The sequence below is a fragment of the Micromonospora lupini str. Lupac 08 genome, assembly GCF_000297395.2.
In the GTDB taxonomy this organism is placed as follows: Bacteria; Actinomycetota; Actinomycetes; order Mycobacteriales; family Micromonosporaceae; genus Micromonospora; species Micromonospora lupini.
In genome coordinates, this window is record NZ_HF570108.1 from 4682861 (window position 1) to 4700417 (window position 17557).

General features: G+C 71.4%; 17 protein-coding genes. 10 read left to right on the forward strand and 7 right to left on the reverse strand.

The genetic code is table 11. The annotated features are described in order from the left end of the window. Nucleotides 1–15 precede the first annotated feature (15 nt). The gene (locus tag MILUP08_RS22460) at nt 16–1260 is read left to right on the forward strand and encodes an MFS transporter (protein ID WP_007461915.1); all 1245 of its coding nucleotides are present in this window, start codon (nt 16–18) and stop codon (nt 1258–1260) included. Between the two features lie 19 nt (nt 1261–1279). On the opposite strand, the gene MILUP08_RS22465 is transcribed toward MILUP08_RS22460, so the two are convergent. Further along, nucleotides 1280–1726, reverse strand: coding sequence for a hypothetical protein (locus tag MILUP08_RS22465; protein ID WP_007461917.1), 447 nt, complete (start codon nt 1724–1726; stop codon nt 1280–1282). Nucleotides 1727–1875: 149 nt separating this feature from the next. Between MILUP08_RS22465 and MILUP08_RS22470 the strand changes: the two genes are divergently transcribed. From MILUP08_RS22470 to MILUP08_RS22480, 3 genes are all read left to right on the forward strand, one after another. Beyond that, nucleotides 1876–4113 carry an ATP-binding protein gene (locus MILUP08_RS22470; RefSeq protein WP_051065782.1) on the forward strand — a complete coding sequence of 746 codons (2238 nt, stop codon included), beginning with the start codon at nt 1876–1878 and terminating at the stop codon, nt 4111–4113. Nucleotides 4114–4244: 131 nt separating this feature from the next. Beyond that, nucleotides 4245–4703 (forward strand): peptidoglycan-binding domain-containing protein, encoded by a 459-nt coding sequence (locus MILUP08_RS22475; RefSeq protein ID WP_007461926.1) that lies wholly within the window; start codon nt 4245–4247, stop codon nt 4701–4703. 235 nt (nt 4704–4938) lie between these two features. Beyond that, nucleotides 4939–7293, forward strand: coding sequence for an AbfB domain-containing protein (locus MILUP08_RS22480; protein ID WP_007461928.1), 2355 nt, complete (start codon nt 4939–4941; stop codon nt 7291–7293). Nucleotides 7294–7338: 45 nt separating this feature from the next. Here MILUP08_RS22480 and MILUP08_RS22485 read toward each other — a convergent pair whose 3' ends face one another. The 3 genes from MILUP08_RS22485 to MILUP08_RS22495 all read right to left on the reverse strand — a co-directional run bounded on the left by MILUP08_RS22485 (nt 7339) and on the right by MILUP08_RS22495 (nt 9761). After that, nucleotides 7339–8469 (reverse strand): Gfo/Idh/MocA family protein, encoded by a 1131-nt coding sequence (locus tag MILUP08_RS22485; protein ID WP_007461935.1) that lies wholly within the window; start codon nt 8467–8469, stop codon nt 7339–7341. Further along, complete coding sequence (locus MILUP08_RS22490; RefSeq protein ID WP_007461937.1) at nt 8439–9152, reverse strand: ThuA domain-containing protein; 714 nt, start codon at nt 9150–9152, stop codon at nt 8439–8441. Before MILUP08_RS22490 ends, MILUP08_RS22485 begins: the two co-directional genes overlap by 31 nt. A 138-nt stretch (nt 9153–9290) precedes the next feature. After that, a complete protein-coding gene (locus tag MILUP08_RS22495) occupies nt 9291–9761 on the reverse strand; it encodes an RrF2 family transcriptional regulator (protein WP_007461938.1) in 471 nt (156 codons plus the stop codon). Between the two features lie 117 nt (nt 9762–9878). Between MILUP08_RS22495 and MILUP08_RS22500 the strand changes: the two genes are divergently transcribed. The 4 genes from MILUP08_RS22500 to MILUP08_RS22515 all read left to right on the forward strand — a co-directional run bounded on the left by MILUP08_RS22500 (nt 9879) and on the right by MILUP08_RS22515 (nt 13222). Then, nucleotides 9879–10346, forward strand: a complete 468-nt coding sequence (locus MILUP08_RS22500; protein ID WP_007461939.1) for a cupin domain-containing protein — start codon at nt 9879–9881, stop codon at nt 10344–10346. Between the two features lie 89 nt (nt 10347–10435). Then, nucleotides 10436–11056, forward strand: coding sequence for a TetR/AcrR family transcriptional regulator (locus MILUP08_RS22505; RefSeq protein WP_007461940.1), 621 nt, complete (start codon nt 10436–10438; stop codon nt 11054–11056). 126 nt (nt 11057–11182) lie between these two features. Then, nucleotides 11183–12688 carry an FAD-dependent monooxygenase gene (locus MILUP08_RS22510; protein ID WP_007461941.1) on the forward strand — a complete coding sequence of 502 codons (1506 nt, stop codon included), beginning with the start codon at nt 11183–11185 and terminating at the stop codon, nt 12686–12688. A gap of 135 nt (nt 12689–12823) precedes the next feature. After that, the gene (locus MILUP08_RS22515) at nt 12824–13222 is read left to right on the forward strand and encodes a hypothetical protein (RefSeq protein ID WP_007461942.1); all 399 of its coding nucleotides are present in this window, start codon (nt 12824–12826) and stop codon (nt 13220–13222) included. Between the two features lie 136 nt (nt 13223–13358). On the opposite strand, the gene MILUP08_RS36035 is transcribed toward MILUP08_RS22515, so the two are convergent. Both MILUP08_RS36035 and MILUP08_RS22520 read right to left on the reverse strand, forming a co-directional pair. Then, complete coding sequence (locus MILUP08_RS36035) at nt 13359–13505, reverse strand: hypothetical protein (protein ID WP_007461943.1); 147 nt, start codon at nt 13503–13505, stop codon at nt 13359–13361. 106 nt (nt 13506–13611) lie between these two features. Beyond that, nucleotides 13612–13995 carry a hypothetical protein gene (locus MILUP08_RS22520; protein ID WP_237747161.1) on the reverse strand — a complete coding sequence of 128 codons (384 nt, stop codon included), beginning with the start codon at nt 13993–13995 and terminating at the stop codon, nt 13612–13614. A 215-nt stretch (nt 13996–14210) separates the two neighbouring features. Between MILUP08_RS22520 and nhaA the strand changes: the two genes are divergently transcribed. After that, entirely contained in the window at nt 14211–15485 is a 1275-nt protein-coding gene (gene nhaA / locus MILUP08_RS22525) for a Na+/H+ antiporter NhaA (RefSeq protein ID WP_007461946.1), read from the forward strand. Nucleotides 15486–15554: 69 nt separating this feature from the next. After that, nucleotides 15555–16001, forward strand: a complete 447-nt coding sequence (locus tag MILUP08_RS22530) for a CBS domain-containing protein (RefSeq protein WP_007461948.1) — start codon at nt 15555–15557, stop codon at nt 15999–16001. 3 nt (nt 16002–16004) lie between these two features. Here the strand turns inward: MILUP08_RS22530 and MILUP08_RS22535 are convergent, their stop codons facing one another. Further along, on the reverse strand, nt 16005–17294 hold the full coding sequence (locus MILUP08_RS22535; RefSeq protein WP_007461950.1) for an ArsB/NhaD family transporter: 1290 nt from the start codon (nt 17292–17294) through the stop codon (nt 16005–16007). Nucleotides 17295–17557: the final 263 nt, after the last annotated feature.

Below are 17557 nucleotides of genomic sequence, written 5' to 3' on the forward strand. Positions count from 1 at the left end.
GAACGGGGGTGGGTCATGGCATGGGAGGTGTCGCCGCGACGGGCCAGGGCCATGCTCGTCACGCTCTCCCTCGCCGCGTTCGCGTTCATCACGACGGAGTTGCTGCCCGTCGGCCTGCTGACCCACATCGCACCCGACCTCGACCGGTCCCGCTCGCAGGTGGGTCTGCTGGTCAGCGGGTACGCCGTCGTGGTCGTGCTGGCATCCGTGCCGCTGGCCCGGCTGACCCAGCGGATTCCCCGGCGGCACCTGCTCGGCGCCACCATGCTCCTGTTCGCCGCCGCGAACGCCGCCGCCGCGCTCGCTCCGACGTACGCCGTGCTGGCCGGCTCGCGTCTCGCGACCGCCCTCGCCCAGGCGCTGTTCTGGTCGGTCGCCACGGCGACGGTGATCGGGCCCTTTCCGGTCGCGGTGCGCGGCCGGGTGGTGGCGCTGTTCGCGACCGGGGCGACGCTCGCGCCGGTGCTCGGCGTACCCCTCGGCACCTGGCTCGGGCAGCAGGCCGGTTGGCGCGTGGCGTTCGCCGTGCTGGCCGGAGTCGGTCTGGTGATCGCCGCCGGAGTGGTCGTCCTCCTGCCCTCGTATCCCCCGGCGGCGGGCGGCGCCGCCCGGGGCACCGCACCGGACGGCCGGCGCTTCGCCGTGCTGCTGATCGCCACCGCCCTCGGCATCGGCGGCTTCATGACCCTGCAGACCTACATCACACCGTTCCTGCTCGACATCAGCGGCTTCGCCGACGCGGCCCTGGCGCCGCTGCTGTTCGCCTCCGGCGCCGCGGGCGTCCTCGGCACCCTGGCCGCGGCCCGCACCCTGGACACCTGGCCGATCGCCTCCCTGGTGACACCGCTGAGCATCGGCACGGCCGCGCTGTTCGGCATGTACGCGCTCGGCACGCTCCGGCACGTCACTGTCGCATTTCTCGCCGGGATCGGCCTCGCCTACGCGGCGTTCGGCTCCGCCGTGCAGAACCGGATGCTGCACCTGGCTCCCGGCAGCACCGACATCGCGTCGGCCGGCGTCAGCACCGCCTTCAACGCCGGCATCGCGGGCGGGTCGCTGCTCGGCGGCGCCCTCCTGCCCACCTCGGGGGCACGCCCGCTGGCGCTCGCCGGTGGACTGCTGACGCTTGTCGCCCTCGCCCTGCTCGCCGTGGACACGCGGCCGCGCCCCGCCGGCGGGTCAGCGCCGACCACCGTCCGTCCTGCCCGCCAGACCCGCACTCAGGCGGCAGGCCGCACCTGCCCGGACCAGGCGAGATAGGCCCGAGCGGGCATCCCCGTCAGATGAACGGCCCATCCGACACCTCGAACGAGAAATTCTTCGCGATCACATACTGCCTGGGGCCACTGACTGGCGCGTCCCGGAACGCGGCTGGGGACCAGTCGTCCGGGCCCGGTTCCAGGTCGAGCACAAACTGATCGTCGAGTAATCCGACCTTCAGCCCGTCGGAAAGAACCTGGAGCGGGTATCGAGCCGTCTCACTCAGGCTGTATTCGCAGATACCCCGCAGGCAGATGCGAACCAACTTCCATCCGAACAGTCTCCCGCTCGGGCCACCCTGGCCCGGAGACGTCCGGTCCATCGCCTGAATTTGCAACTCGATCTGGCGACCCTCAGTCTCGCCTCGAGGCAGCACGATGGAGATCCCCGTCAGTACACCGTCCTCGAAGCCGAGGAACCTGTCGAGGAACTCCGCGATGACGACCGGATCACCCGAACCCACCATGACCACCTCCCTCATGGCTGAGTCTGCCGTCCCTCCATCACCGACGACGCTCGGGTACCTCCGGCGGCAGCTCCGTTGTCACCACCGACGGATCTCTTGCGTCGTATGGCCGATTGCCCCCACTGAACGCCGTCGATACCGTGATCCCCGTGTTCGGGGAGGCCGTACAGGAGCTGCGGCGTCACAGCGCGCTGACGCAGGAGGATCTGGCCGCGAAGACGGGGCTGTCGGTCCGGCACCTCCGGGACCTGGAGGCGGGCCGGATCGCGCGGCCGCGACCCGCGACGATGCTGCTGTTGGCCGACGCCTTCGGCCTGCGGGGGGTCCGACGGGACCGGTTCCTCTCCGGTACGCCGACGCCGGCCGCCACGAGCGGTGTTCCGGCGCAGTTGCCGGCGGACGGCTTCGGTTTCGTCGGTCGAGCCGACGCGCTGGCTCGCCTCGACGAGATCCTGGCCCGGGTGGTGGAACAACCGACCGCGATGGGACTCGCGATCGTCTCCGGCACCGCCGGAGTGGGTAAGACCGCCCTCGCGGTGCACTGGGCGCATCGCGTCGCCGCGCACTTCCCCGACGGCCAGCTCTACGTCAACCTGCGCGGCTTCGACCCGGGCGGCGTCCCGGTCAGCCCGAGCACGGCGCTCGCCGGATTCGTCAACGCTCTCGCGGGACCGGGCGCCCGGCCGCCGACCACGCTGGACGAGCAGGTCGCGCGATACCGCAGTCTGCTGGGCGGCCGGCGGGTGCTCGTCGTCCTGGACAACGCCGGCGACGCCGACCAGGTACGCCCGCTCCTGCCGGGCGCGCCCGGCTGCTTCGTCCTCGTCACCAGTCGGGACCAGTTCCTGGGTCTGGTCAGTGTGAACGGCGCCCATCCGATCACCCTGGACGTCATGTCCGGTGTCGACTCCCGCGAACTGCTGACCCGGCGCCTCGGCGCGGAGCGCGTGACCGCCGAGCCCGAGGCCGTCGACGTCATCGTCAGCGCCTCGGCCGGGCTGCCCCTGGCGCTGTCCGTCGTCGCGGCCCGCGCTGCCATCCACAGCGGATTTCGTCTGCTGGAGCTGGCGGCGAATCTCCGCCCGATGGCCGGGCGCCTGGACGCCTTCGACGGCGGCGAGCCGGTCACCGACGTACGGCTGGTCATGTCGTGGTCGTACCGGACCCTCGACCCGCTCACCGCCCGGCTGTTCCGGTTGCTGAGCGTCCATCCGGGGCCGGACTTCGCCGTTGCGGCGGCGGCCAGCCTCGCGGGGATCACACCCGCTCAGGCCCACCGTCACCTCGCCGAGCTGACCCGGGCCCACCTGCTCACCGAGCACCGTCCGGGCCGGTTCACGTACCACGACCTGCTGCGCGCGTACGCCGCCGAGCTGACGGCTGCCGAGGACAGCGACGCGACCCGTCACGCCGCCCGGTCCCGCCTGCTCGACCACTACCTCTCGGTCGCGTACGCCGCCGACGAGCTGGTCTATCCACAGCGGGACCGGTTGCCGATCGACCCGCCGGGGCCCGGGGTCGCTCCGGTGGCGCTGCCCGATCGGGACGCGGCCGTGTGGTGGTTCGCCGACGAGCACCAGGTGCTGCTCTCGGCGCTGCGGCTGGCCAGCAGCCACGGCTTCGACCGCCACACGTGTCACCTCGCCTGGGCCATCACCACCTACCTCAACCAGCGCGGCTACTGGGAGGACTGGACCAGCAGCCTGCGGGCGGCACTGGCGGCTGCCGTCCGGCTGGCCGACGACCGGGCCGAGGCGTACGCCCACGGGGTGCTCGGCTTCGCCGACATCGCGCGACAGCAGTACGCCGACGCGCAGCACCATCTGGAGTCGGCGTACGACAGGTACCGGCGGCTGGGCGACCTGGCCGGGCAGGCCCGGGTCGAGCTCAACCTCGGATGGATCTGCGACCGGACCGGGCAGCCCGAGTTGGCCCTCGACCACGCCCGGGAGGCGCTGCGCCTGCACCGGCAGGCCGGGCACGTCACCGGTCAGGCCTTCGCGCTCAACGCGGTCGGCTGGTCGCACAGCCAGCTCGGTGACCACCTCGCCGCGATCGAGAGCTGCGAACAGGCGCTGGCCCTGTTCAGGTCGGTCGACAACGTCCTCGGCCAGGCGATCACCTGGGCCAGTCTCGGGCACGCCCACCTGCAGCTCGACGCGTTCACGGAGGCGGTCACCTGCCATGGGCACGCCGTCCGCCTGCGCCGCGAGATCGGTCACCGACGGTTGGAGGCGGACGCGCTGGTGAGCCTCGGCGACGCGCACCTGGCCGCAGGCGACGGCGGTTCGGCCCGGGTCGCCTGGCAGCAGGCGCTGGACATCCTCGTGTCGCTGCGGGAGGCCGACACCGACGCGATCGAGGCCAAACTCGCCGCACTGCGCTGAGCGGCGCGAAGTGCCGGTCAATCTCCGGTCCGGCTCCTGTCCGGGCTCCGTGGGGGACGAAACGATGGTGAGGCAAGCCGCGCGCCGCAGCGTCGCGGGTGCGGCCCACACACCTCGACCTGGGGGTTCCCATGTTCCGACGTCTCCTTCGCCTCGGCCTCACCGCCCTGCTCACCGTCACGACCGTGGGCGGCGCGGTGGCGATCTCCTCGCCCGCCCAGGCCGCCCTGCCGCACTGCAACGGCGCGGGCGTCTACACCTCCACCTGGTCCGGCGCCCGCGGCGCGACGGCCTGGATCCCGGCGTACGTCAGCAGCACCATCAACTTCAACTGTCTGCTCATCCGCGGCGACCACAGCTCGGGCGTCGGCGAGCTACAGCGCACGCTGACGGGGATCTACAGCAGGTACCTCGGCCCCAACGGAGTCGACAACGACTTCGGCGGCTACACCCAGAGCGCGTTGCGCAGCGTCCAGGCCGACATCGGCATCTCGGCCGACGGCGAGTACGGGCCGCAGACCCGCGACAACCTGTGCTGGCGGTGGACGGGAAGCGACAACTCCTGCATCTGGCTGAACAACAACCACTGAGGACGCGCGGGGCGCGCCTACGGGGGGCGCCCCGCAACCGACCGCCTCGGCTCCGGCCGAGGCGGTCACCCCCTGCCCGTACGGCCGGGGACGAAACCGCAAGCATCGACGGCCAACAATTGACTGAGTGTCCGCCGTACCTCTATAACGTGGTACGGGTGCCACCCGACGCCCACCGCCCGCGCGCTTCGGGCTCGGCTGCACGGCCCGCGGCGACCCGCCCCTCGGAGACGGCATGACACGTCAGGTCCCCACCCGCCCCGCCCTGCCCCTACTGCTGCTCCTCACCCTCGTCGCCGGCGTGTTCGCCGCGCCCGCCCGACCGGCGCGGGCCGCCCCGGCCAAGACGCCGCCACTGACCACCCCGTGGACCAGCCAGGCGCTGGCCGGGACTCCCCTGCCGGAGTACCCGCGACCGCAGATGACCCGGCCGGACTGGCTCAACCTCAACGGCGAGTGGCAGCTACGCCAGTCCGCCACCGACGACGCCCCGCAGTTCGGCACCGCTCTGCCCGAACGGGTCAACGTGCCCTTTCCGGTGGAGAGCGCGCTCTCCGGCATCCAGCGCGCCGCCAACGACAACCGCAACTACCTGTTCTACCGGCGCACGGTCACCGTCCCGCCGAACTGGTCCGGCCGGCGGACGCTGCTGCACTTCGGCGCGGTCGACTGGCAGAGCACCGTATGGGTCAACGGCGTCCGGGTCGGCGCCCACACCGGCGGCTACGACGCCTTCACCTTCGACGTGACACCCCAGCTCACCGCCGGCGCCAACGAGATCGTCGTCAAGGTCTGGGACCCCACCGACACCCGGCAGAACGGCAGCCTGCCGGCCATCGGCAAGCAGACCAAGACGCCCGGGGGGATCTTCTACACCCCCAGCTCGGGCATCTGGCAGACGGTGTGGATGGAGCCGGTGCCCACCGCTTCCATCAGCAGCGTGGACGTCTACCCGAACCTCGCCACCAACACCCTGCGGGTCCGGGTCTTCACCCGCGGCGACGTGAGCGGCCACAGCGTGCTCGCCGAGGCGCTGAACGGAAGCACGGTCGTCGGCTCGGCCACCGGCGGTTTCACCGACTTCAGCGTGCCGGTGCCCAACGCCCGCCGGTGGTCACCCGACGACCCGTTCCTCTACGACCTGCGGATTCGCCTGCGCAACGCCAGCGGCGCGACAGTCGACCAGACCGGCCACTACTTCGGAATGCGGGAGATCACCACCGGCGTGGTGAACGGGGTGCTGCGCCCCAAGCTCAACGGCCAGTTCGTGTTCCAGGTCGGCACCCTCGACCAGGGCTACTGGCCGGACGGGCTCTACACCGCGCCGACCGACGCCGCCCTCGCCTTCGACCTGCAGAAGCACAAGGACCTGGGCTTCAACATGGTGCGCAAGCACATCAAGGTCGAACCGCAGCGCTGGTTCTACCACGCCGACCGGCTCGGCCTGCTTGTCTGGCAGGACATCCCGTCGCTGACCGCGCAGAACGTCGACCCGACCGACGCCCAGCAGGCGCAGTTCGAGGCCGAGGCACGCGAGATCGTCGACGAGCACCGCAGCTCCCCCGCCGTCGTCGCGTACACGCCCTACAACGAGGGCTGGGGCGAGCGCACCCTGGCCGACACCCGCCGCGTCGCGCAGAACATCAAGAATCAGGACCCCACCCGGCTGGTCAACCCGCACAGCGGGCACAACTGCTGCCAGTCTCTCGGCGACCCCGGCAACGGCGACATCGACGACTGGCACGCCTACCTGGGTCCGGCCTCACCCTCGCCGTCGAGCAACCGGATCGCGGTGCTCGGCGAGTTCGGCGGGCTGGGCCTGCGCACGCCGGGCCACGAGTACAGCCCGAACGGGCAGTTCTTCGCCTACGAGTGGCAACCCACCTCCGTCGCGCTCACCGACCGGTACGTGGGGCTGGTGGAGGGCACCCGGAACCTGATGGTCGGCACGGGCCTCAGCGCCTCGATCTACACCGAGATCGCCGACCAGGAGGGCGAGTTGAACGGCTTCCTCACGTACGACCGGCAGGTGGTCAAGATGGACCAGGCCCGCGTCCGCGCGGCCAACACCGCCCTCGTCAACGCCTCCCGGACGATCGGCAGCTCCGCGCCCGTCGTCCTGCCGGTCAACACCCGGCGGTCGTTGCAGGTGACCACCCCCGGCTACACCAACCGGTACCTGCGCCACCAGAACAGCCTGGCGTACACCGAGGTGGTCGACGCGAGCAGCTCGGCGCTGCTCAAGAACGACGCTACGTACACCGTCCGGCCCGGCCTGGCCGACGGCGCCTGCTACTCCTTCGAGTCGGTCAACTATCCCGGCCAGTACCTGCGGCACCAGGAATCCCGGGTCCGCAACTCGCCGAACGACGGATCGGCGCTCCTGCGGGCCGACGCCACCTGGTGCGCCCGCGTGGGGCTGACCGGAAGCGGCGTCTCACTGGAGTCGTACAACTTCCGCGGCAAGTTCCTTCGGCACTACAACTCGGAGGTCTGGCTCAGCAACGGCACGGGCGGCGACGCCTGGAACACGCCCACCCTCTGGGCGGCCGACAGCACCTGGAACACCGCCGCCCCCTGGGCCCCCTGACGTATCGTCGCCACAGCCGCCCACGGTGACGGCCAGCAGCTCCGGTCACTCGGGGCGGTAGGCGTCCAGTGCGTGCTCGGTCTTCCAGTCGTCCACCGCCGTGAGCGGGACCGGCGCGGGCCGCTGCGCCATCGTCGTCAGCTCGATCCGCCGGCCCTCGGCTGCCGACCGGAGCAGGGTGGTCATCGTCTCGAGGACGTGCAGCGCGACGTCACCGCCGGCACGCGGCGGACGCCGGCCATCGGCTCCGACGAGGTCGATCAGGCCGATGCCCCGGGAGCCCTCGGCGTACCCGGCCCGCGGTTCGACAACGCGCCACTCGGTGTCGCCGAGCGCGCGGAGGCGGACCGTCCCGTCGAAGTTGTTCGGGTCGGGTACGGCGAGGGTTGCGGTCTCCCCGTGCACCTCGATCGGTGCGGCGGTCGTCGCGACGCCGTCGAAGCTCGTGGTGATGGTGGAGAGAGCGCCGTTGACGTGTTCGAGAACGCCTGTGACGTGGGTGTCCACCTCCACCGGAATCCGCTGGCCGGCGCGCGGGCCGGAGCCGATGACCCGCTCGGCGCGCAGGCGGCTGGCGGCTCCGACCACCGCGCGTACCGGCCCGAGCAGGTGGATGAGCGCCGAGATGTAGTACGGCCCCATGTCCAGCAACGGGCCGCCCCCGGGGACGTAGTAGAAGTCGGGGTGGGGGTGCCAGCGCTCGTGCCCCGGCGTGACCATGACGGCGGTCGCGGCCAGCGGGCGTCCGATCAGTCCGTCGTCGACCGCCGCCCGCGCCGTCTGCGTACCCGTCCCCAGGACGGTGTCCGGCGCGCACCCCACGTGGACCCGAGCCGCCGTGGCTCGCTCCATGATCGAGCGGCCGTCCGGGAACGTCACCGCGAGTGGCTTCTCGACGTACACGTTCTTGCCCGCGTCGATCGCGCCGAGCGAGATGTCGGCGTGCGCCGCGGGGATCGTGAGGTTGAGAACCGTCTGCACGTCCGGGCGGGCGAGCAGACGCTCCACGCTGGACGCCTCGCTGCCGGGGATCGCGGCCGCGGCGGCGGCCGACCGGGACGCGTCGAGGTCGGCCAGCGCGACGATGCGCACGGCAGGATGGTTCGCGAGGGTGTCCAGGTACGCGCGGGAGATGACCCCGAGACCTACGATGCCGACGCCGTGCGGGTCGCCCACACCATCCCCCTCTCGATGACGGTACGTACGCTCGGGTGCTCCAGCACGTCGACGCTGTGTCCCGGTGTCGTGACGACGATGCGCCCGGCACCCCAGCGCCGGGTCCAGATCGCCGGCGAGGTGACCGGCCGGTGCCAGGGATGCCACGCCTGCGTGGGGTGGGTGGTGACCGCCAGGACGTCGATCAGGTCGTCGTGCAGCACCCAGTACTGCTCGGTGACCAGCTCGAAGTCCTCGACTCCCGTGGTGATCGGGTGCTCTCGGCCGAGGTCGGTGACGCGCACCGTGTGCGGCAGGAAGTTGTCCTCCGCACCACCGTGACGCTCGCACGGCTCCTTGCCCGGGTGGGTCGCGAACTGGCCGCCCACCAGGTGCAGGTACTCCGCGGAAGCCCGGAACGAATCGACGACGCCGCCGTGCCAGCCGGTGAAGCCGGTACCGGCGCTGACCGCCGCGCTCAGGCCGGCCGACTGGGCCGAGGTGATCTCCGACATCGTCATGCACTGCACGACGAGGTCGGTGTCGGCCATCTCGGCGGCGTCGGCGTAGATCTCCGTCGACTCCTCGACCCGTACGGCGTAACCGCTTCGTTCGAGGAAGGGGATGAACAAGTCCGTCGCCTGGACCGGCTGGTGCCCCTCCCATCCGCCCCGAACCACGAGTGCTCTCGGCTGCTGCGCCACCCTCGCTCCCTTCCACGTACCGCCGCCACCGGGTCGGCCGCTTTCCGCCCCGGCGACGTGCGCCGGTGCCCGTGCTTGTCGAGCACCGAAACCGTACCCGTGAATGCGTTCCGCGGCCGCGCTCCGGTGCCGGCGGTCCTAGCGCAGCGCGGCGATCCTGGCTCGGGTGTTGGCGGGGGCTTCGGGGTGCCCGCGCTCGACGCCGGTCCGGACGTCAGCCACGGTCTTGCCGGCCAGCTCCCGCCGCCACGCCAGGTCGGCACCTCGCATGACCTGGGAGAACTCGCACGACTGTCGATAGTCGACACCGGCGTGCTCGCCCGGCCCCCGGCGGAGGATCTGCTCGCACCGGAACAGCTCCTCGGGCCCCTCGATCGCGGTCACGATGTCCAACAGGGAGACCGCCTCCGGCGGCCGTGCGAGCTGGAAGCCTCCGCGCGGCCCCGAGGTCGACGTCAGGATCCCGGCCCGCGCCAGAGCCTGAAGCTGCTTGTTCAGGTAGGCAGGGGGCAGCTCGTAGAACGTCGCGAGGACGCTGGTCGGCACCGGGGCGTCCAGCCAGCTCAGGTTGAGGCACGTGTGGAGGGCCCATTCGACGCCCTGGCTCATCCGCATAATCCTGGAGCTTACCTGTCCAGGATTTGGGACGCCGGCCATGATCGCTGGCGTGAGGCGATTCTGGACATCTAGTGTCTAGGAAACAGCCGAACAGCGAAGGAGCCGACAATGACTGTGGTACGCGCCGTCCAGGCCGAGGTTCTCGACAGCGATCCGGCCAGCGTGATCACGCTGCTCTTCGACCCCGAGCACACCGGGGGCGCCCTGACCAGCAACCGCACCCTGCTCAAGGACGGCACCGACGGCGCACCGCCGCACCTGCACACCCACTCCGGTGAGCTGTTCTTCGTGCTCGACGGCGCCCTCGAGATGCTCGTCGGCGACGAGTTGCACATCCTGGGCACGGGCGACGCGCTCTTCGTGCCGCCGAACACCCCGCACGCCTTCGCCCCCGCCGAGGGCCGGGACGCCGACTTCCTCGTCGTCATCACCCCTGGCAAGCCCCGGTTCGACTACTACCGCCTGCTCGACAAGGTGCACCGGGGCGAAGCCACCTGGCAGGACGTCGGCGAGACCCAGGACCGCTACGACAACCACTACGTGGACAGCCCGGTGTGGGCGGGTCGCCGCGGCTGACCGAACCCCGTCGGTGTCGGTCAGCCCACCCGCTTTATTTGCGCGCCGCGCATCTTTGCGGGTCGCGCAACTAGTGCTACCGTGGTGGCATGACGGGGTTGCGGGAGCGCAAGAAGGCCGAGACGCGGGCGGCGCTCGGCTGGGCCGCGATCCACCTCACCGCCGAGCGGGGCTACGACAACGTCCGCGTCGAGGACATCGCCGAGGCTGCCGGCGTCTCCCCGCGCACCTTCAACAACTACTTCTCCAGCAAGGCCGAGGCGATCGCCTCCCGCCACCTCGACCGCAGCATGCGCACCGCCGCCGCGCTGCGCGAACGCCCCGCCGACGAGCCGCTCTGGGCGGCGCTCACCCAGGCCGCGCTGGAGCAGTTCACGCGCGGCCCCGAGGTCGATGCCATGCCGTCCCCCGCGCACGCCCAGTGGGTGGCCGGCGTCCGCACCATGCTCGCCGAGCCCGCCCTGCAGGGCGAGCGACTGCGTGCCGTCGCGATCGCCGAGGCCGAGTTGGCCGCCGCGGTCGCCGAGCGCACCGGCACCGACCTCGCCACCGACATGTATCCCCGGCTCGTCGCGGCCGCCGCCAGCGCCGCCGTCGCCGTCGCCATGCAGCACTATCTCGACAGCCCCGACCCGCCCACCCCGATCGAGCGCCTCATCACCGAGGCCTTCGCCCAGGTCGCCGCCGGCCTTCCCGCGCCGCCCCGCTGAGGTCCGATCCCCCCGCTCCGGGCGAGCCGCACCCACACGTCTTCCAGCAGCGTCACACCCCACGGTGGGCCGGCCGCGTGCCGCGCCTGCCGGGGCGATGGCGCACACCCCGAAGGGATCACTGCCATGATCGACGTCCTCATCGTCGGGGCCGGCCCCAACGGCCTCATGCTCGCCTGTGAGCTGGCCCTCGCCGGCGTCCACCCCGTCGTCCTCGAACGCCACGCCACACCCACCGGCGAGCCCCGCGCCAACGGCGTCGTCGGCCAGGTCGTCCGCCTGCTCGACAGGCGCGACCTCTACACGCGGCTCAGTGCGGAGAGCACCCCGCCGTCGCCCCAACCGGCCTTCACCTTCGGCGCGTTCCCGCTGGATCTCACGATGCTCGCGGAGAACCCGCACTACGTGCTCGGCGTGCCGCAGGCCCAGCTCGAGGCCACCCTCGCCGCCCGAGCAGCCGAGCTCGGAGTGGATCTGCGCCGCGGCCACGAGGTCGTCGACCTTCGCCAACGCCCCGACGTGGTCGAGGTCTGTCTTGCCGACGGTACGCAGCTCACCGCCCGTTTCCTCGTCGGCGCCGACGGTGGCCGCAGCGCGGTACGCCGCCTCGCCGGCATCGACTTCCCCGGCGTCACCTACGACCGGTCGGTCTCCCGCACCGCCACCGTGACCGTCCCCGCGTCATTCCTCGACCCCGACACCGGCGCGCTGCGCGTCCCTGGCCACGGTGTCGTCCCACCCTTCCTGCACACCCGCACCGAACGCGGCCTGATCGCCTGGGCCCCGTTTCCCGGCCGTCCGGCGATCCTGAGCACGACGGAGTGGCCCGACGTGCCGACGAGCGACGAGAATCCGATGAGCCTGGCGGAACTACGCGCCAGCGTCGCCCGCGTGCTCGGCGCCGACGTCCCCCTCGGCGAGCCGGACGGCCCCGGCCCCGGCCTGCTGCGGCGGCTGAACGGCCAGAACACCCGCATCGCCGCCCGCTACCGCGCCGGCCGGGTGCTGCTGGTCGGCGACGCCGCGCACGTACACCCGGCGATCGGTGGCCCCGGCCTCAACCTGGGCCTGCAGGACGCCGCCAACCTGGGGTGGAAACTCGCCGCCACGGTGCGCGGCTGGGCGCCGCAGGGCCTGCTCGACACGTACGAGACCGAGCGCCGCCCCGTCGCCGAACGGGTGGTCATGTCCACCCAGGCGCAGTCGGCGCTCATCGGCCCCGGCGACGAGATCACCGGCCTGCGGGAACTCTTCGCCGAGCTGCTGCGCACGCCGGAGGTGACCGGGCACATCGCGGCGCTGATGTCCGGCGCGGACATTCACTACCCCGCCGACCCGGCCGACCCGTTGGCCGGCCGCAGTGCCCCCGACGTGGTCGTGGACGGCGACCACGGCCCGGTACGCCTCGCCGAGTTGACCCGTACCGCCCGGCCGTTGCTGTTGGATTCCACGGGCGTCTACGCCGAGGTGGCCGCACCCTGGCGCGACCGGGTCGACATCGTCACCGGTGCGCTGCGAGGCACGACAGCGACGGCATTGCTCGTACGCCCCGACTGCTTCGTCGCATGGTCCGCCGGCGACGCGGACACCCTGCGCGCCTCGCTCACCCACCACTTCGGCCTGCCCGGGTGACCGGAGAACGCCGTCGGTCAGCAGGCCGGGCGTCGAGTCTCGTGCGGCGAGCACGACCGGTCGTATCGTGGGAGGCGGCGACGGCGATTCGCAGCCTTCGATGACACACCACCTGCGGCGGCCGAGGAGACCATGATGATCGGTGTGGCGACCATCGGTGCCGTCGTGGCCGTCCTGCTCGTCGGTGTCGTGGTCCTGGTCCGCAGGCCGGAGGACGTTCGGTGGATCCTGCGCTGCTCGGCCCTGGCGATCACCGTGCTGGTCGCCGCCGCGCTGACCCCCTACACCGTGGACGACTCCGGGGCCGCGGCCGGCTATCTGCTCGGGGTGCCTGTCGTCGCCGCGCTGCTGCCGGTCCTCGCACAGCGGATCGGCCGGCTGGGCCTGGTCGTCGACCTGACGGCGGCGCTTGTCATCACCGGGTGGGGGCTGCTGCTCGGGCTGGGCATCGGCGGCGCCTTCCTGCCGGCCGTGGTGCTTCTTCTCGCCGGCGCCGTGAGCCCCAGCTCGCCGCGACCGTCCACCACCGCCTGACCCGGGAGGCGTCTCGTGGACGCCGTTGGAGTCCGCCGCGTACGGCGACGAATCCCGGGCTGACCCCGCGCCGCGGGACATGGCCGGTGGCCGGCACCATCGTCGGGCGCCGGCCACCGACCACACCGACGAAGGATCAGCCGGTGATCACCGGCCAGGCGTACGCGAGCAGGGCGCAGGCGGCACCCAGCAGCGCGAACGAGATGCCGCGAGTGGGCAGCGGCAGGGCGGCGAGCACGATCAGGATGACCGCGATGACGTAGAGAAATGCCTGGACCGACATGGAGCTCTCCTCAATCAGGGAATTGATGGCGACCGACGTCGACCGCCGGGGTGACACCCCGCTCGTGCAGCGAACGCCGCACGGGCGGGCGGGTGCGGGGGCCTGATCAGCCGTCCGGCGTGAAGAGCCCCTGAATGCCGACGACGATCGCGATGAGACCGAAGATCGCGAGCAACAGGCGGACCCCGGTCGCGCCGTCCGACTGCTCGGCGCGTGGCGTCGGCCGCCCGGTGAGGCGACTCCACAACAGGGCGAGACCCACACCGATCCCCACCACCTCGAAGTGGAACACCCGAGGGCCGGACACCAGGTGGACGATGAGGTAGTAGCCGCCGGTCACGAGCGCCACGAGGCCGACCACCCACGCGATCGGGGCCGCCCGACCGGCGAGGCGGCCCAGGTCGTCACCGACGCGTGGCAAGAGCCGCAGCACGGAGACGGCGAGCAGGAAACCACCAACGATGTTGGCGAGGTCGAGCAGCAGAGCCATGATCACGAGGGTCTCCGTCGATCGGATGATCAGCCGGTGGGAGCGTACCCACGGACCCGGTCGGTTGAAACGAGTTCTGGTGGCCGACGGGGTGCCGCCGGCAGCGGGTGGTCGAGGGGCCCCGCGGCGAAAGGTCCCGGTAGGATGGTTTCCGGTGCGCCGGGAAGTCTGGTCGGCAGATCGCCCCGACCTGTCTTCCGAAAGCTGGCCCGCCTGTGACGTCGAATTCCCCGCCCCGTGTCCTCGGCCGTGGTTCCTGGGCTGAGGCACGTCGCATCGCCGACGTGCTACGCAAGGAAACGATCGGCGGCGCGCTCCTCCTGATCGGCGCCGTCGTCGCGCTGATCTGGGCCAATTCCCCCTGGGCGGACCGCTACCACGCGATGACGGCGTTCACCGTCGGGCCCCACGCGCTGCACCTCGACCTGCCGCTGGCGATGTGGGCGGCCGACGGGTTGCTGGCGATCTTCTTCTTCGTCGCCGGTCTCGAACTCAAGCGCGAGTTCGTCGCCGGTGACCTGCGTGATCCCCGTCGGGCGGCGGTCCCGGTCGCCGCGGCGGTCGGCGGCGTACTCGTGCCGGCCCTGCTGTACTTCGTGGTGAACCGGGGCGGCGCGGTGCAGGGCTGGGCGGTGCCGACCGCCACGGACATCGCGTTCGCCCTCGCCGTGCTGGCGGTGATCGGTCGGCATCTGCCGAGCGCGTTGCGCACCTTCCTGCTGACCCTGGCGGTGGTCGACGACCTGCTGGCGATCGTCATCATCGCGATCTTCTACACGGCCCACCTGTCGCTGCTGCCGCTGCTGGCCGCGGCGGTGCCGCTGGGCCTGTTCGCGCTGCTGGTGCAGCGTCGGGTGCGCTCATGGTGGCTGCTCCTGCCGCTGGCGTTCGCGACCTGGGCGCTGGTGCACGCCTCCGGTGTGCACGCCACCGTCGCCGGGGTTCTGCTCGCCTTCGCCGTCCCGGTGCTGCGCTCCACCGGCCCGGGGCCCGGCCTGGCCGAGCACTTCGAGCACCGGTTCCGGCCGATCTCGGCAGGCGTCGCGGTGCCGGTGTTCGCGCTGATGTCCGCCGGGGTGGCCGTCGGAGGGCTCGACGGCCTGGCGCAGGCCGCCAGGGATCCGATCGCCGTCGGCATCACGCTCGGCCTGGTCGCCGGCAAGCCGATCGGCATCCTGCTGGCGACCTGGCTCGTCGCCCGGTTCACCCGGGCCCGGCTGGACGCGGGGCTGGCCTGGATCGACGTGGTCGGCCTGGCCGTGCTGGCCGGCATCGGGTTCACCGTCTCGCTGCTGATCGGCGAACTCGCCTTCGGTGTCGGCAGCGACGCCGACGGCCGGGTCAAGATCGCCGTACTGGCGGGCTCCCTGATCGCCGCCGCGCTCGCCACGATCATCTTGCGGACGCGCAATCGCGCTTACCGTCAGCTCTACGAGGCCGAGCAGGTCGATCGCGACCGCGACGACGTTCCCGACGTCTACCAGCGGTAGGTCGGCCGCAGGCGGACCGACACTCGGCATCAGAGCGGTCGACACGACGCCCGGGCGTATCGTCGGTGCGTGCGCGCGAGCGATGTGGCGATCCCGATGGAAACCGTTACCGAGGACATGCCGGCCCGGGAGGCCGCGCGGATCCTGGCGGCGCAGGACCTGCCCGGCCTGATCGTGGTGGACACCATGGGCCGCCCGTCGACGGTGCTGGCCGGCACACAGGTGCTGCGGATGGCGCTGCCGTCCTACTGCCAGGACGATCCGGCGCTGGCCCGGGTGATCGACGAGGCCGCTGCCGACGTGATCCTGAAGGGCATCGGGGAGCGCACCGTCGCGGACCTGCTGCCCCGCAACCGTCCGGAGCTGCCGGCGGTCAGCGCCGAGGCCACACTGCTCGAAGTCGCCTCGGTGATGGCCCGATCGAATGTGCCGCTGGTGGCGGTCGTCGACCGCGACCGGGTGATGACCGGCGCGATCACCCTGGACGGGCTGCTCGACCGGATGCTCGGCACCTGAGCGTCAGAAGAATCGCAGCCACAGATACGGCACCGCGATCGCCACCGAGATCACGGTGACGATCAGGCCGTACTTGGTGAAGCCCCAGAAAGTGATCTTGTGCCCGGCGCGGTCGGCGATGCCGAGCACCACCACGTTCGCCGACGCGCCGACGGCAGTGGCGTTGCCGCCGAAGTCAGCTCCGATGGCAAGCGCCCACCACAGCACCTGAGCCCTGCCGAGCCCGCCTTCGGCGTTCACCAGCTCGCTCACGATCGGGCTCATCGTCGCCACGTACGGGATGTTGTCCACGATCGCCGACAACCCCGCCGAGGCCCACAGCAGCAACATGGTGGCCGGCCACAGCTTGCCCTCGACGGCCTCGGTCGCCGACCGGGCGATGTTGTCGATCACCCCGGTGGCGACCAGTGCCCCGACCATGATGAACAGGCCGGCGAAGAACACAAGCGTCGGCCACTCGACGTCCTTTGCCACGTCTTCCGCGTCCAGCCGGGACAACGCCAGAAGCAGCAGGCCGCCGAGTATGGCCACCACCGACGGCTCCAGGTGCAGCACCGTGTGCAGACTGAACGCGACAAGCACCGTGCCCAGCACCACCAGGCTGATCACCACGAGGCGGGGGTCGCGAATCGCGTCCGCCTCCCGCAGCGCCATCACCCGAGCCGCGCGCTCGGCGTCGTAGCGAAACGCCGTGCGGAACATGATCCGGCACAGGCCGATGAAGACGACGAGCACGATCAGCACCAGCGGAGCCATGACGTTCAGGAAGTCGGTGAAACTGAGCCCCGAACGGCTGCCGATGATGATGTTCGGTGGGTCGCCGACAAGCGTGGCCGCACCACCGATGTTGGACGCCATGACCTCGGCGATCAGGAACGGGACCGGCGGCACACCGAGCCGCTCGCACACCAACAGCGTCACCGGCGCCACCAGCAGCACCGTGGTGACGTTGTCCAACGCCGCCGACACCACGCCGGTCACCACAACCAGGATCACCATGATCGGGAACGGACGGCCGCGGGCCTTCTTGGCGCTCCAGATCGCCAGGTACTCGAACAGGCCGGTACGTTTCAGCACACCGACGATCAGCATCATCCCCAGCAGCAGGAAGATGACGTTCCAGTCGATGCCCGCCTCTTCCGAGAAGAACGCGTGTTCGGCGTCGGTGGCCCCGATCGCCAGCATGATGGATGCGCCACCCAGGGCCACCGCCACCCGGTTGATCTTCTCCGTGGCGATGAGGATGTAGGCGGCGACGAAAACGGCCACCGCGATCCAGGCCAGGGTGCTCATTCGGCGCTTCTCCGGTTCTGGTCAGCCGTCATCGCAACGCCGACCAGGCTTCCCGGCACACCTCAGATCAACCTATCAGCCTGGGCGATCAGCATCGGGTGTGGTGGCAGGCAGGCGGTACGCCGGTGTGGGACGGTTCAGCGTGATCAGCGGGGCTTGGTCGGTGCGGGTGGGCACGTGGATCGGGGCGAAGCTGGCCGATGCCGCGCTGCCCCTGGCCACTGCCCTCGCCGGCACGGCGAACCTGCTGCCGGTCGCGCTGC